The organism is Leucobacter sp. OLIS6, assembly GCF_002752355.1.
Classification (GTDB): Bacteria; Actinomycetota; Actinomycetes; order Actinomycetales; family Microbacteriaceae; genus Leucobacter.
In genome coordinates, this window is the sequence record NZ_MRAV01000011.1 from 314,184 (window position 1) to 329,490 (window position 15,307).

Consider the following 15,307-nt stretch of genomic DNA (forward strand, 5'->3'; position numbering starts at 1 on the left):
AGCAAGGTGCGTGAGCGTCTCTTTTCCGGGGCTCTGGTTGGTTCGAGTGCTGTCCTACCGTGCAATCCGCCTCCGCCACAACAGTGCGACGCCCGCGGCCAGTAGGAACCCTCCCGTCGCGGCCAATGGTGTCATCCAATCGCTCCCCGTCTGGGCCAGAGTGGAGCCCCTGCCCGGCACGGCAGAGGGTGTTGCGCACTTGGTGGGTGCGGAGATGCGGAATTCCCAGGCACTCTGGGAACCTGCGGCGAGCTTGTAGCCTTCGGCTGCGCGCGCGGTGACCCGAACAATACGGCCGGATTCCTCCCTGGTGTACCTGACGCCCTGCACCTTCGGAATCTGGACCGTCTGCGAAACACCGCATTCCGTCGAGTCGCTGATCCGCGGGGCGGCCGGCGTGACCTCGGTCAGGCAGGCAGCGACGGTGAGGAGTGCCGCCTCGCTGGTAGCAGTGCCGGCAGAATTGCTGGCGACTGCTCGATAGCGAGTTCCGTCATCCGCTTCTTTCGCGGAGACGGTGAGCATCTGCCCGTCGGAAGAGGCAGTGCCCTGGGCTGGTGTCCAGCTTTGGCCGCCGTCTGTCGACTGTTCCCATTTCACGACCGGGTCGGGTGTTCCTGTCGTGACTTTCGTGGTGAACACCGCGTCTCCCGTGCAGCTGAGGCTCACCGAGGTGGGGTTTGTGAGCGACGGGACGACGGGACGAGGTGCGACGGTCGTTTCGGCGACGCCTTCGAAGTCGAACTCGTCCACCGCGGTCGCGGTGAGTTCCCGGACATTGGTGTCGAGGGGAGAACCAAGATCGAGTGTCCATGTGAGATCCGACTGGACTACAGCGGTGCCCAACACGTTCCCGTCTTGATCCTTCACCGTGATCGCATCGCCGACGGTGGTTCCGGTTCCCGAGAGCGTCGCGTCCCCTTCGGTCGGCTGTGCGATCGTGGGTACCGGCAGGCAGGTCTTCACGCTGATCACTCGATAGGTGAGGCTCGCGTATGCGCCATTGTTCGTGGGCCGTTCGACACGCATGACCTGGATGAATCCTTGGTTGGCTCCCGCGGCAATGTCGGGGAGGATGTATCCGGGTCGGGTGGTGCCCGCCCCGATGCTCATCTTCCCGAGGGCATTGGGATCAATGATCGTCGCTGCCAGCGGATTGCCCGCGGCGGTACCTGGGATCAGGGTCGCCTGTGCGCCGGGGGTTCCCGGGTCCCGGGGCTGCCAGCCACTTGCCCACGGATACTGCGGCGGGACTTGGGTGTCAAAGAGGTTGAGGCTGGAGCTCCACGCCGCATAGTTGTGCTTGTTCGTCCCGTTCTCGCGGAGGAACAGCCAGGACGGGAAGTAGGTCGTCTCGTAGTAGGTGTGGTTCGAGAGGTTCGAGACGCCGATGCTGGTGCTGCGGAGATGAAAATTCGAGTCGTCCGGGTCCACCGGTGCCGAAGTGGAAGGGTTCCAGGACATGCTGGCCTTGGGGTTGGAGGCGTTCTCGTCGTCGAAGACAAGGTGGGGGTCGCTGAGGACGCACTCACCGCCGGGCCAGTTCGGGGCAGCTACGGCCGCCTTCGCTGCCGAGGGTTCTGTCGTGCTGGTAGGTTCTGCAGAGGCCATGCTGCTTCCGGCCGAGACGAGCAGCGCGGCCATCGTGCCGGCCAGTAGGAACTTTCCCGTTCGTTTGGCTCGAGTTGTCAAGATGCACTCCGATGTGGTCTTGCAGGTTGGAGGGCAAGCATAACCTGCCCTCGTCGGTTCAACGAACGGTCGCGGGGAAGCGGCCAGATATGGGCAAGCTTTGAAGTCTCGGCGTTGGGACTGCTGCACGGATAGGTGACATCTGATCTGGCTTGCCCGCGAAGCGGGCCTGGAAGGATGTTGCTGCGCCCAAGCCTTACCCGTCCGAGTTCCGTGACGACGTGGTCCGCGTCGCCAGGAACCGCGAGCCCGGAGTGACGATCGAGCAGATCGCGAAAGACTTCGGTGTTCACCCGATGACGCTGCAGAAGCGGATGCGACGCGCCGAATCAGCTCTGGCTGACGGACATCACGGGACACAAGACCGCGGAGGACAAGCTCTGCCTCTGCGTGATCGAGGACGTCTACTCCGGGTGGATCGTCGGGTACTCGATTGACTCCCGGATGAAGTCGCGACTGGCCGTTGAGGCGCCCGAGAACGCCGTCGCGATGCGCGGCGACGTCGCCGATTGCGTGGTGCATTCGGACAGGGGATTTCAGTTCCGCAGCCGGAAGATGCTCCGTGCCCTCAGTCGGCATCGCTTGGTCGGGAGCATGGGAAGAGTCGGCTCCAGCGGAGACAACGCTGTTATGGAGTCATTCTTCGCGTTGCTGCAGAAGAACCCGCCGATCCTGGACCACCCGGAACAGCTGCGCATCGCGATCGTAGCTTCGATCGAACGGACCTACCATCGGCGCCGACGTCAGGCCCGTCTGGGCCGTTCGAGGCCCATCGAGTTCGAGACCATCATGAACACGACCGTCGCGCTGGCGGCGTGACTACAACCTGTCACCTGCTCGTACAGCCGTCCCTCCGGCGAGGCATCAAAGACACGTACGAACCGAAGAAGCGGAAACCTGACTCGGTGAAGCCGGGGAGCCGGCGAAGCAAAGACGCGGCGCGCAAGGCCACGAACCGCCGCGGACGAACGAAGGCAGAGGTCGGCCCGCCGCGGACATAGCGGCCCGACGCTCCCGAACGGAACACCGCACGAAGAGGTCACTGACCGGAGGGGTCATTCGGCGTGTCTCGAACACCTCAACCCGCAGGCGGGGAGACGTGGGCAGGGCCCGATCAGGCGAGAAAACGTCTGAGGCCCTCGACTCCGAACGGAATCGAGGGCCTCAGGCGTTGGTGGCGGGGTATTTGCACAATTCCTTGTGGCTCTGTCCCGTAAGGGGTCGGCGGTGCCTGGAAACATCGTGTTTCCCAGCTAAGGTCCGAATTTTTCCCGGCCCGCTGAAGTTGGCGTTTGGCGCCACATGGGTGAAGCCCACCGGCAAGTGCGCATTGGCTGTTTGAGAACCGCCGTTACGCTCGGTCGTGGGCGTGGGGCAACGGAGCGGCGCCAATCTGACCGCCAGGAGACGTCTTCTGCGCAGGGTCCAACTGCGGGAAACTCGGATTCCGAGCACGTTTCTGGGCGCACCATTGGTCGGTATATCGGGGTCGGGATACTGTCCGGCAACTTGATCGGACCGAGCTTCGCGACATGCCAGCTGCAGGCCTTCAACGTGGAGAAGCTACATGTCGTCAGCTCGTTGAAAGCCCGCCTTGCGGAATCGCGGCTGGACCTCCTTGCGAGCTCTGCGGGGCCAGGGCCACAGACTTCGAGTTGAGCTTCCTGGGGAGACAGCAGCGGTCGATGACTGCTGCGTCCTGTTAGCGGCTTCCGTCGGTCGGCCACGGGTCTCCGGCTATCTCCGTATCTTGGGGCATTCTTGAATGCATGAGGAATATCAGGTCTGAGCGTCCGCACTGGTCGGACGAACCTCTCGCATCGGACGGCGCAGATCTATTCGGGCGGGAAGCCTTTGTCGATACTGTTGCGAACCGGATTCAGCTCGTGGGGCCGGAAGACCCGAGTACGGTCTTTGGGCTGGTGGGTCCTTGGGGATCCGGAAAGACATCGATTCTGAACCAGGTGCGCTCGCGACTTTCCGGTATTTGGGAAGTAGCGGACTTCTCTCCATGGTCCGGCGGTGACTCGGGCGCGGTGTCGCTCGAGTTTGTGCGGACGCTCACGTCTCTCTTAGGAGGGAAGCTCAGAGGTGAGCAGCGTCGGACGTTCGTCGGGTATGCCTCCTATGTCACCCCTCTTATTGGAATCGTGCCTTTCGTGGGCTCCGGAGCGAGGGGGAGTGTTGAGCGGGCCTTTGACGCCTTGGCTCAGCGGCCGCCCTGGCAGAAGCAGTTCGACGAGCTCTCCGCGAAGATTCAGGACCTTGGGAAGCGTGTTCTCGTCATCGTCGACGACGTTGACCGGCTGGGGGTCGAGGAGCTCATCACTCTCTTGAAAGTTCTGCGTCTACTTGGCCGGTTCCGTGGAGTTCACTACCTCATTGCCTACGACCAGGAAACTGTGGAAGGGCTTCTGCGCACGCCGGGGGCTGACTGGCGTACCGCTTCCTTCATGGAAAAGATAGTTCAATACCCGTTCGAGACGCCGCCGGTCCCTCAAGCGACAGCAAGACGCCTTCTCCAGGAGGGCCTTCAGGAACTCCTTGAAGCGACCGACGAGCGGCTCGATCCAGTCGGGGTGCAACGTGTTCAACGCATCATTGAAGTCATCGCCCCTCAGCTGCGCACGCCTCGCACGATCGGGCGCTTCCTCGAACACTTACATGCGTTCGCTTCTCACGTAACAAGCAGTCAGCTCGACTTGCCGGACTACGTCGCAATTACCTGGCTCCGTCTCGCAGCGCACGGGACGTGGTCGAAGCTTGCCGATTGGGGGCCCATGCTGCGCACCGGAAAGCGCCGACGCGGTGGCGCAACAGAATCCAAGATGTCGGAGGCAGATTGGGAGGAACTCATTCGGCAGACTGACTCCTCGGCAGAGATAGCCCCAACTCAGGCCCTCCTTGCGGTGATCTTTCCGGGGGTGAAAGCACAAGGAGAGAACTCCTATCAGCAGCATCGACGCTCGATTGCGGACAAAACCTACTTCGGCCGATACATGTTGCTTGCGATCCCGGAGGATGACGTCAGCGATAGCCTCGTCGAGGAAGTGATCCGAGGCGGGGGCGGGTCTGAGCAGGACGCGGAGCTCTCTGCCATCATCGACGGCACGGACTGGGCCCTCGCAAACTTAGCGATCAGCCGTCTCCGGGAACTGTGTGAGCAAATCCCCTCTCGCGGCTCGCACCTGGTGGAGTATGTTGTCGCGCGACTACAAGCGCGGTCGCATGAGGAAGAAGCGTTCTCGTCTCCAGTCGCCGCATTGCAGGAGCTTCTCGCGTTCGAGGTAGGTGCCGCAATGACCAAAGGCACGATGGATGCGCGCGCGGTGATAGCCCTGGTGGGAGAGAAGACGTCGCTGAGGTTGCTGTGGCGGTGGAGCAGCCCGGAGGTGCTCCGTGATGGGGATGGCGCAGTGCTCAAGCAGTTTGGTGAGTACTGGCTAGGGGAATTGCTCGCTCGTCCTGATCGGGTTCGGGGTTCGGGGATGTTTCCGGAGATCACCGAAGTTCTCCTGCACACTCATCCCGCAGAGTCGATGAGTTCGTTGCTGGATCCAATGATCCCTGACTACGAGTCATTCCTTCAACTTGCAGACTCCTTCGTTGAGTTGCAGACATGGGTGGGACCCACGAATCGCTACGCCTTGAGGTTTAGGGGGGAGCAGCTGATCTCGCTAGTGAGTCGAGAAAAGCTTGCTCCACTTCTGGATCAGGCTGCTGCCAAGGCGGGTCGCGAGGACTACACCGTTCAGGACCTCGAGAGCCCAGACATCGCGCCTGAGGTCCGTCGAGCCTTTCTGCTGGGCTCTCTTCGCAATCTGAAGAACTCGATCGACTACATGGACCTTGCGGATTGATGGCGAGCCGGTAGTGACCGGTGATCAGACTCGACCAGGGCTCTTCATGGCATCGACCGCACAGGGTAGTGCCGCGACGGCATCTCCATGCGTCAGCGTATGCTAAACGCATGTCGCCATTGATGACCGATGACCGCGCCCTTGAGATCATTGCGGCGCTGATCAAGCCCGAAGCATCCGAGAATGAAGTCGTCGAGTTCAAGAGCAACCATCTAGAGCCGCAAGAAATCGGCGAATACATTTCCGCTCTCGCGAACGCTGCGGTCATTTTGGGACGCAAGTATGCGTACCTCATTTTTGGAATCGAAGACAAAACAAAGAAAGTCATTGGCACGACATTTGACCCTGAGTCGAAGGCGGCGGGTAACCAGGCACTGGTGCCGTGGCTGCATGCGCTTCTTTCGGATCAGGCGCATTTTGAATTCCGTGAGGTGGATTTTGACGGAACGAAACTTGTGCTGCTTATTATTCAAGCTGCGAATACTATGCCAGTCACTTTCAAGAAGGATGGGTGGTGTCGCGTCAAGTCCCATAAGAAGCGACTCGCCGATCATCCCGCTATCGCTAAGGAGCTTTGGCGCTCGCTAGACGATACGCCGATCGAGCTCGGGGCGGCGAGTGAGGCCATTTCCGGTGAAGAAGTTCTCGCGCGATTGAGCTACGCAACATATTTTGATCTAAGAGGAATCCCGGAGTCGACAGACGAAGAGGAAATCCTGTCCGAGCTCGCCAAGGGCTCAATGATTACCCCGGCAGAAGTTACGGGATGGTACGTCACGACCATGGGGGCATTGTTGCTTGCTCGGGAAATTGAAGACTTCCCATCGGTGAGTCGAAAATCTGTTCGTCTGATCAAGTACGGCGGCGAGTCCAAAGCCGCCAATGCAAAGGAACTGCGTGGCGTCAAGGGTTACGCGGTAGGTTTCGAGGGCCTGGTCGCGACGGCAGGGAGCTGGCTTCCTAGTGATGAGTCTTTTGAGGGGGGCATTCGAAGAAACATTCCCATGGTTACTCCGCGGGTGATGAGAGAGCTGATTGCGAATGCACTTATCCATCAGGACCTTGCGGTGCAAGGGGCTGGGCCAATGGTTGAGATATATGATGATCGCGTGGAAGTGGGCAATCCCGGTGAATCTCTTGTGGAGCCGGACCGAATTATCGGAAGCGCACCCAAGTCGAGAAATGAGAAGTTTGCCTTCGCGGCCAGAAGCATGGGTATGTGTGATGAGCGAGGATCCGGATGGGATTTGATCGGTGACTTCATCGAGGCCCAGGGTCTTCCTGCTCCCTTGATCGAGAGTAACGGTGGTTCGATGCGGGTGACTGTCTGGTGGCAGCGGGCCTTCAGCGACTACACGAAAGACGAGGCGCTGAACGCTCTGTTCTTCCACGCCCTCGTGCAGAACGCGAAGAAGAAGCGCGTGACGAACGCGTCGGTCAAGGAGCGGTTCGGGCTGCCGGACAAGGACGGCGGAAAGACCTCAAAGTTGCTCGGGTCTGCCGTCGCTGCTGGTCTGATCAAGATCTACGACGAGGATGCAGGTTTCAAGAGTCGTTCATACGTGCCGTACTTCGTTAGTTCGAAGTAGCAGCTTCTTTGCCCGTGTTTGCTGCGAGCCGGCGTTGTGGCCGGCTTGGCCAATGGTGGAGCCGAAGTTCGTGGAAGATTTGTGTGCCGGTGTTTGCTCGCGGGGCGGGGTGAGGCGGTTCTGCAGCGGTCAGCTCTACACGCTACGTCTCGTGGGGTTGGAGTGCGAACGTGCGTCTGCGGCGTGCCCTGGGTCTCGGGGTCTTCTCCTGTGTTACTTCGCACGAGAGCCATCGCCAAGGGATGGAGCCTCGGCCGGTGTCGTCGCTGGTTTGGGCGCACAGGGACGCAATTGAAGGTCGCGTTCCTGCACTAGCCGTCCGGACATAATGACTGAGCTTTCCTGAGATACTCAGAGGCATGACTTGGCAGGAAGCGTACTCAAACCATGGAGTTTGGGCGGAGGCGCGGGAACTTAACGCCCATATTCTCGATCTGATCCAACGCGGCGCACTTGAAACTCCAAGCGAAGGTGTTTCGCAGGCTCGGGCGGCGCTTACGGCGTTCGTTCGTCTACAGAATGCTCCTGATCCATTCGTCACCCGGAGATACCTCGATGAGGTTCACGACCTCATTGTGGCGCTCCGGCAGGAGATGCGTCCAGAGAGCAGCTGGTGGTCGGAGAGCCTTCTTACTGGCGTGCTTAATGGCCTCACTCGGGCGCTGCGTACGATGCCCTCGACGGCTCGAGGCCGTCTAAAGGGGATCACGGAGCGGGCGGACGAGGTTGAGCGGTCACTCGAAGCGGGCCTCGCAAATATGCAGGACGCTGTCGAAGAGCTCCGGGTTGAACAGGAAGCTCGTCTCGAGGAGATCAGAGATGAGGCCTCCAGGTATAGAAATTCGCTCGATACAGAGCTAGCGGTCGCCGATCAAAAGCTTGCCAGCCTGAGCGAGGCGATCCAGGCTGCCAACCAGACAGTGCAGGAGCAAGCTGGTCGCCTGGACCGGGTATTGAGCGATCAGCAAGCGTCGTTCGAGAAGGGCGACCAAGAGAGGCGGACGCGTTGGGAGAAGACGCGAGAGGAGCTTACTGCCGAGGTCGATGCTCATCGTCAGCTCATGGAAGAACAGCGTGACCAGTCAAGGAAGGTTCTCGAAGCCATTGGCGTCGAAGCTACCGCTTCTGGATACGGGACCTACGCGAAGGAGCAGGGCGAAGCCGCGGACCGCTGGCGGATCATCGCGGTCGCTGTGTTTGGGGTTGCCATTGTTTGGTTTATCGCTTCCCCGTTCCTCTTGCACCCAGAGGGAAGCGTGTCGCCGGATTCCGGGTGGCTATCGTTTCTGCCTAAGTGGGGCGGCACCTTGCTCGCAGCTGGCGCCGGCGCTTGGGCCAGTCGCGAGTCAGGTCTGCACCGAAAAGAACAGCGCAAGGCAAAGCAGATCCAGCTCGCCCTTGCCGCCCTGGAACCGTTCGTCGCTAACATGCACGAAGATCACCAGGAGGAGCTGCGTGTTGACACTGCCCGCTCAATCTTCGTGAGGGGTCGCGAGGTCGACGCCATGACCAACGGTAAGGCCGGCAGTGACAATGGTCCGGAACTCCAGGCCGCCCTCACGCAGCTGGCCTCGATGATCGGCGAAGCGGTGGGACGCGCAACGAAATAGCAGCAACCTTGAGTATCCATGCTGCCTCCGACGATCCGCATTGCCTTTCTAGAAGATCCCAACCTCGGGAAGGGTGGCGATCACCGCTCGGCCAATCCCGGGGGCGGGAACCTGCATGACTGCAGCCAGCGCAGGAAGGATGTCCCGGGCGGGTACCATGAGTCGCCCGTCCTCGGGGACTTGCGAGATCTCCGAACGCAGCTGTTTGGGGCCGTATAGGAGGAAATGCGCGAGAAAGTCGATCTCGTCGCAGACGTAGCTGCGACCGCTCGCAATATAGGCGGTGCGGAGCTCCAGGTAGGCGATGAGCTCCGCATCGTCCTTGAGGACAGTGGTGATGACGGCCAGGTCCCCGATCGTGATGATGTTCACAGCCTTCCCCGGGCTCTTCGGTTCTGCCTTCCAGATGAGGCCGGAGTAATCGTGAAGAGTGACGGCGAGTCCCAGGAAGTCGGCCTCCTTCCTTAACGCGAGAGGTGCTCCGTCGAGGCAGACGGGAACACCCGATTCAAATGCCTCTTGCCGCAGCGCGATCTGCTCCGCGACCGCTTCAACTCCTCGGCTATGCAATTTGGGAGTCGTCGGGATGGTGTCGCCCTCGTAGTGCGCCTTTACCTCGAGGTCAATCACCTTGGTTGCCGTGCGATCGATCGCGACGACGTCCAACTCTCCTTCATTAGTCGGGGAGACGCGCAGGGTCAGATCCCCATGATGCACCGTCAAGCCAGGGGTTCGTTGAAGCAAGCGTGCACACACCTGTTCCATGAGATCTGCCGACTCGTGCGGTTGGAGGCCTCTCCTGGCGAGCGCGAGGACGGGGAGATGGATTCGCAGCGTTGCTTCAAGATTTGCGGGAACAAGCTGGTCACCGAGATCAATGAACGGCCGCAAGGCGGCCTCTCGTGAGGAATTCAGCCTGCTGAATCGGCTGCCGGCGTACTCTCCAGGAAGGACTGACATGTCCCGCGCGAGAGGACGCGCGAGCTCGGGTACGGGGGCGGCGGCTCCGTAGAACCAAGCAGGAGATTCCCCGACATGCTCGATGTGCGCAAGCAACTGCTCCAGTGCTTCTCCGGGGATCTCAGAAGGTCGCAATGAAGCGATCTCGCGAGCGACTCCCGCGGACCCCCAACCTATTCTGATCTTTGAACCGAGCAGCAGTTCGTGGTCCATCGAGGTCAGGCGCTCCAGGTTCGTGCCTTCAAAGGAGCTGAGGAAGCCGCGCAGGGTGGAGAGGTTTCGCCAATCTTGCGCGGCCTGCACGAAGTCTTTGATTCCGGCGAGTGGTCGGGTTCCGCCGCCGCCAACTGCTGCGATCCAGCCCCACCTTCGTAGGGGAACCTGTTGCGGGTCCGGCGCGCCCCGTAGGCGAGAAACGGCCCCCAAGAACGGAGCGAAGCTGGCAATGCTCTTCGGGCTCACGCGCTCCAGCGCCTCTGTCGCACGTGCGTCGTAGAGCTCGACCCATCCAGCGAGGCGCTGTGCGAGCTCATCCCGAACGATTGAAGAGAAGCCTGGCGGAGGTTTGCCCCGGTACTGGTCCGGAGCCTCGAGCACCCTGCGCATCAAAGCTACGCCCGCTGCGGCGTCCTTCGCGTCTACGGAGCTCAGGAATTCTGGCGGCAAGCCACCGACGACGTTCGCGAACTCAAAAATCTCTTCCATGGGAACTCCTCTTCAGTATTCCTCATAGGTCCAAAGCGGCGATCTAGCTCTCCCGGCACAAAATCTAGTGGCCGTTCCGTTTTGAAATCGCGCGTGAATGCTGCCAAGATGCAGGCGGCCCCATCGGGCCGGACGGGTGTGCATTAGTAGTCCACTACGTTTGACAGTCCGACTGGAAAATTCCCGGTGACGCCTAGCCGGAGCGCGGCGACGTAGAAACTGAGGTTCCACTCTTATTGGGTGGTTAAAGCGGGCTTCTCTAGCTGGGGCCATCCTGTTGCGGGTATCGAAGTCGCGGAGGTTCACGGATACGCCCTGCTGTGAACCGGATGCTCGTAACGGTGGCCAGCTGAGGGCAATAGGTCCCCGGCCGCGTTGGTCCGGCTGGGGTTCGACTGCGCTTCGAGATTCGGAAGTATATACGAGATCCCGTTTCGTACTCTATCCGCACAATGGCCCCGTTCGAGAGAGCTAAGAACTCCAACGAGGAAGGCGACCAAGAGTGAAGCGCGGTCCCTTGCCTGAACGGGAGAGCAATCTGTTTGCCGAAGAAGCTCTCGGTATATATATGCCTTCCACTCACCAAAAGGCCATCCTGCTGGGAGTGATATCTCCCCCGGCGACTCGACCAAAAGGTGCAGCCCTCCTTGCACCACTGGGTCGATTTCCAACTGACGGGCAAGCTTGAAGCAAACTTCGCCTAAGGATGACCCAACCGCCTGATGGCCAGGCTGCGTCTCTAAGCGTGACGTGATCGAGCGAAACCTCCTGCGTTGCTCAAAAACCAGCTCTCTCGCGAGATCCGCTTTGGTCCCAAAATGTCGGAGAACTGTTCCCACGCCGCGGCCTGAGGCTTCCGCGATGTTGTCGTAGGTGACTCCTCGGTAGCCCCGTGCCGCGATCAGCTTTCCGGCCGCTTGCAGAATTCGCGCATGCGTTTCCACGTACCTAGACTGCCTTGCTTTCACAACCGGAACTCCTTCCCATCGAGGAGCAGGGGCACTCGCCCGACCCCCGCATCGCATCAGCCCGCTTGTTTGAAGCTGACCTTAGAGTGAATTCTTCGCCCCACTCGCTCCTCGCCTGGAAAAATCAGTAGGTTTGCATGGCCTCTCCGTGGAGCTGTGTAAGTGATGCCATCGCGATGGGTGTGCAAGTGTCGTCGCTTGAGCTCTCAGGCCAGATGGATTCCTGTTGGGGCAATTGAGGCCTGCCTCTCGCTCTTCCTCGGTCGGACCAGCGCCGGCCTATCGGGCGTAAAGAAAGTAGGTCGATGCGTGCAGTAAATCGGTCTCGGTAAACTGGTTGTGGCGCCAGAAACCTGTTCGCCGCCGCCCAGTCGCGCTCAACTGGTAGAACCAGGGCGTCCGCCGGTCACGCAGTGAACGGCCAGACCAGGGGCACGTAGAACACCGCGATCACGAAATACAAGGCGGCTAGTGGCAGGCCGAGCCTGGCGTAGTCGCCGAATCGGTAGCCGCCGGGTTCCATGACCATCAGATTTGCGGGGGTCGCGACCGGTGTCAGGAGAGCAGCGGCTCCGGCTACGGTCAGTGCCATGAGGAACGGCATCACTGACAACTGCATGGTGTGGGCAAGCGCAACGGCGACCGGGGCGATGATCAGCACGGTGGCAGTGTTGCTGATGAGCTGTCCGAGGAAAAGAGTGAGGAGGACGATCACTGCCAGCGCGGTGTGAGGTCCTGCGCTCCCCAGCCAGGATCCGAGCCAGTCCGCGATCACGGTTGCGGCACCGGTTGTCTGGAACGCGGTCGAGAGCGGGATCATGCCGGCGATCAGCACGACCGTGGTCCAGGAGATCGATCGATATGCGCGGGTGACGGAGACGACCTTCGTGAGCACGAGTGCGATCGCGGCAAGCACACCGGCCACGGCTGCGGGCACGATACCGGTCGCTAGGAGCACGATCATGAGTGTCAGGATCACCGCGGCTCGCTTTGCCCCGGTGCCCAGCGGCACTGAACGCCGCAAAGCTGTCGGTTCGTCGACGACGAGCACCTCTGCGCTGCCCGCGGTGTGCCTGTGGAGGTCGTCCCAGGTGCCATCAAGCAACAGAGCATCGCCCGCCTGCAAGTCCACACCGCTCTCCTCGATGATTTCTCCGCCTCGGGTGACACCGAGGATCACCAGATCGCCACTGGGAGTGCACATGCCGGGGAACACGTGCAGCCCGATGAGTGTGGAACGCGGAGGGACTACTGCCTCGGTAACACCTCGGCTGGGACTCATGAGCGTGCGACCGGGGTCAATCGCGTAGTCAGAGCGCAGCGTTGACGCGAGCTGTTCCAAGTCGACTGGCACAGCCTGCGGAGTGCGTTTCGGGAGCAGACGAGACCCGAACAGTCCGATGATCGCGAGCGTGCCAGCTACAAGCGGGAGGCCTGCGAGTGCGAACTCGAAGAACCCGAACGGACGTCCTCCAGATTCCTCAGCAAGGTCCGACACGATGATGTTTACCGGTGTGCCGGTCAGCGTCAACACAGATCCGGCATGGGCGGAGAACGCCAGCGGAATGAGCATCTGCGATGGGCTGATCTGGGCACGAGCGGCGATGACCACGACAAGGGGAAGGAGGGCAGCGACGGAGCCGGTCACGCTGATCACCGCCGCCACCACGGCGACGAGCACACCGATCGTCAGCAGCAGAGGCACGCGCCGAGTACCTGCACGACTGGTGACCTGGTGGCCGGCCCACGCCACGATCCCTGTGGACTCGAGGGATTCACTGACCACGAACAAAGACGCGATGAACAGCACCGTCGGGTCACCGAAGCCCGCGAACGCCTGGGTGAGATCGAGCACGCCCGTCAAATAGAGCGCGAGAGAGACACCGATCGCAACCACGCCGAGCGGTATCCGATTCGACACGAAAGCGACCACGGCCAGAACCAGGATGGCCAGGGTGACGACGATCGGACTCATCATCCACACATTATGTGCGCACACGACTGCATCCGTCTTCCCCATGACGTGACCAATCCGCGCGGAGAAATACCGAAAACCAGGGGCGCCGAAAATTAGGGGTACTGAAATCTTCTTCGCGGAGACCTGCTGGGTGATGCGCGGGTATAGCCTGTATCGCCACACTCCCTCGCACACGCTATTGAAAGGGTGTACGCGCGTGACTAGTCAACGACGACTTCCCTCACAGGTCCTCCCTGCGCTGAACCGTGCGGAGCACGGCCAATGAGCGCGGCAAAAGCGGCTCGGCAGAAGGCAGGCCAGTCCAGCGGGCTTCTGAACTGGATCGAGCGGGTCGGCAATCGAGTGCCGGATCCCACGATCATGTTCTTGTACCTGATCGCGTTCATTGCAGTACTGAGCTGGATACTGAGCTGGGTCGGAGTCTCAGTGACTGACCAGGTCGCGACTCCGGTCTCGAACGGCGAGTTCGAACAGTTGAACAACCACTTCGGCAACCCCTGGGCGATCTACGACACCTCGACAGGCGAGCCCGCGGTCATGCCGAAGTACATCGTGGAAGACCGCACCTATGACGTGCGAAACCTGATCTCCATCGAGGGCGTGCGCTTCTTCTTCACCTCGTTCGTCGACAACTTCGCCGGGTTCAGCGTGGTGGCGACGGTCCTGATCGCCATGGCGGGTGTCGGAGTTGCGGAGCATGCGGGCCTCATGGGAGCGCTGATCCGCAAGGTCGTCAAGGTCGCCCCGCGGCGTTGGCTCGCCGCCATCCTGCTGTTCGTCGGTGTGCTGTCCTCAGTGGCTACCGACGCGGGCTACCTGATCCTGGTGCCGCTGGCCGCGGCCGCGTTTCTCACCGTGGGCCGCCACCCGTTGGCCGGGTTGGCGGGTGCGTTCGCCGCCGTCGGCGCGGCATTCGGTGCAAACCTCATCATCACCCCCAGCGACAGCATGCTCACCGAGATCACCAACGGGGTGCTCACCGCGGCTGGGATGGAACCCATCCAAGTCACTCACAACCTGTACTTCGGAATCGTGTCGACCTTCTTGCTCACCATCGTGGCGCTGCTGGTGACCATGCTCATCACGGAGAAGCGACTCGGCTCCTACGACCGTTCCGAGATGACCATTTCTCAGGACGATAGCGATATCGATCACAGCGCCGAAACGCGTGGGCTGAAGTTCGCGGGGTTCTCGCTTCTGGGCTTCGTGCTGGTGATCCTCGCGCTCACGCTACCGCCCGGTGCGCCACTGCGCGCACCGCAGACCGATGACATCGCCGGCACGAGCCCGTTCATGGCGAGCCTGGTATTCATCATCTCGCTCGCGTTCCTGGTCTGCGGTGTCGCCTACGGGTACGGCGCGAAGACGCTCCGCGGCGGCTCAGCGGCTGTCTCGGCGATCGCCAAGACGTTCGGGAGCCTGGGCGGGCTGCTCGTGATGTTCTTGATGATCGCCCAGTTCATCGCCCTGTTCAACTGGACCAACCTCCCAACTGTGGCCGCCATCGCGGCCGCCGAAGTCCTGCAAACCGCGAATGTGCCTGCGATCGTGCTGCTGATCGCGTTCATCCTGGTGATCCTGCTCCTGGACTTCATCCTGCCGGGACTGGTCCCGAAGTGGGTGATCTTCGCGCCGGTGTTCATTCCGATCTTCGCGTCGCTCGACGTCGCCCCCCAGACCTTGCTCGCGGCATACCGGGTCGGTGATTCGCCCGTGAACGTGCTGACCCCGCTGATGGTCTACTTGCCATTCATGGTGACGGTAGCGCAACGCTACAAGAAAGACGCGGGTATCGGGACGATCATCGCCCTGATGATTCCGTATGCCCTGTGGATGTTGCTGGCCTGGGCCGCCCTGTACATCGTGTGGTTCCTCACCGGGATCCCCTGGGGCCCGGGCTCACCCGTCCAGATGTGACCGTGGACCACACGAACCCGATGCAGTG

At 61.1% G+C, this 15,307-nt stretch carries 7 protein-coding genes and 1 pseudogene; 5 read left to right on the forward strand and 3 right to left on the reverse strand.

The annotated features are described in order from the left end of the window. Positions 1-54: 54 nt before the first annotated feature. Positions 55-1,644 carry an Ig-like domain-containing protein gene (locus BMH31_RS07985; protein ID WP_099724721.1) on the reverse strand — a complete coding sequence of 530 codons (1,590 nt, stop codon included), beginning with the start codon at positions 1,642-1,644 and terminating at the stop codon, positions 55-57. 369 nt (positions 1,645-2,013) lie between these two features. On the opposite strand from BMH31_RS07985, the pseudogene BMH31_RS07995 reads away from it, so the two are divergent. From BMH31_RS07995 to BMH31_RS08010, 4 genes and pseudogenes are all read left to right on the forward strand, one after another. Beyond that, positions 2,014-2,511: pseudogene (locus BMH31_RS07995) on the forward strand (DDE-type integrase/transposase/recombinase); the annotation flags it as partial. A 950-nt stretch (positions 2,512-3,461) separates the two neighbouring features. Continuing rightward, entirely contained in the window at positions 3,462-5,552 is a 2,091-nt protein-coding gene (locus BMH31_RS08000; RefSeq protein ID WP_099724723.1) for a P-loop NTPase fold protein, read from the forward strand. 110 nt (positions 5,553-5,662) lie between these two features. Continuing rightward, the gene (locus tag BMH31_RS08005) at positions 5,663-7,141 is read left to right on the forward strand and encodes an RNA-binding domain-containing protein (RefSeq protein WP_099724724.1); all 1,479 of its coding nucleotides are present in this window, start codon (positions 5,663-5,665) and stop codon (positions 7,139-7,141) included. A 359-nt stretch (positions 7,142-7,500) separates the two neighbouring features. Beyond that, positions 7,501-8,751 (forward strand): hypothetical protein, encoded by a 1,251-nt coding sequence (locus BMH31_RS08010; RefSeq protein ID WP_143469812.1) that lies wholly within the window; start codon positions 7,501-7,503, stop codon positions 8,749-8,751. Between the two features lie 48 nt (positions 8,752-8,799). Here BMH31_RS08010 and BMH31_RS15350 read toward each other — a convergent pair whose 3' ends face one another. Beyond that, on the reverse strand, positions 8,800-10,416 hold the full coding sequence (locus BMH31_RS15350; protein ID WP_143469813.1) for a hypothetical protein: 1,617 nt from the start codon (positions 10,414-10,416) through the stop codon (positions 8,800-8,802). Between the two features lie 1,374 nt (positions 10,417-11,790). Next, the gene (locus BMH31_RS08025; RefSeq protein ID WP_306460336.1) at positions 11,791-13,362 is read right to left on the reverse strand and encodes an SLC13 family permease; all 1,572 of its coding nucleotides are present in this window, start codon (positions 13,360-13,362) and stop codon (positions 11,791-11,793) included. A 261-nt stretch (positions 13,363-13,623) separates the two neighbouring features. On the opposite strand from BMH31_RS08025, the gene BMH31_RS08030 reads away from it, so the two are divergent. Next, on the forward strand, positions 13,624-15,279 hold the full coding sequence (locus tag BMH31_RS08030) for an AbgT family transporter (RefSeq protein WP_099724728.1): 1,656 nt from the start codon (positions 13,624-13,626) through the stop codon (positions 15,277-15,279). The last annotated feature ends 28 nt before the right edge of the window (positions 15,280-15,307 follow it).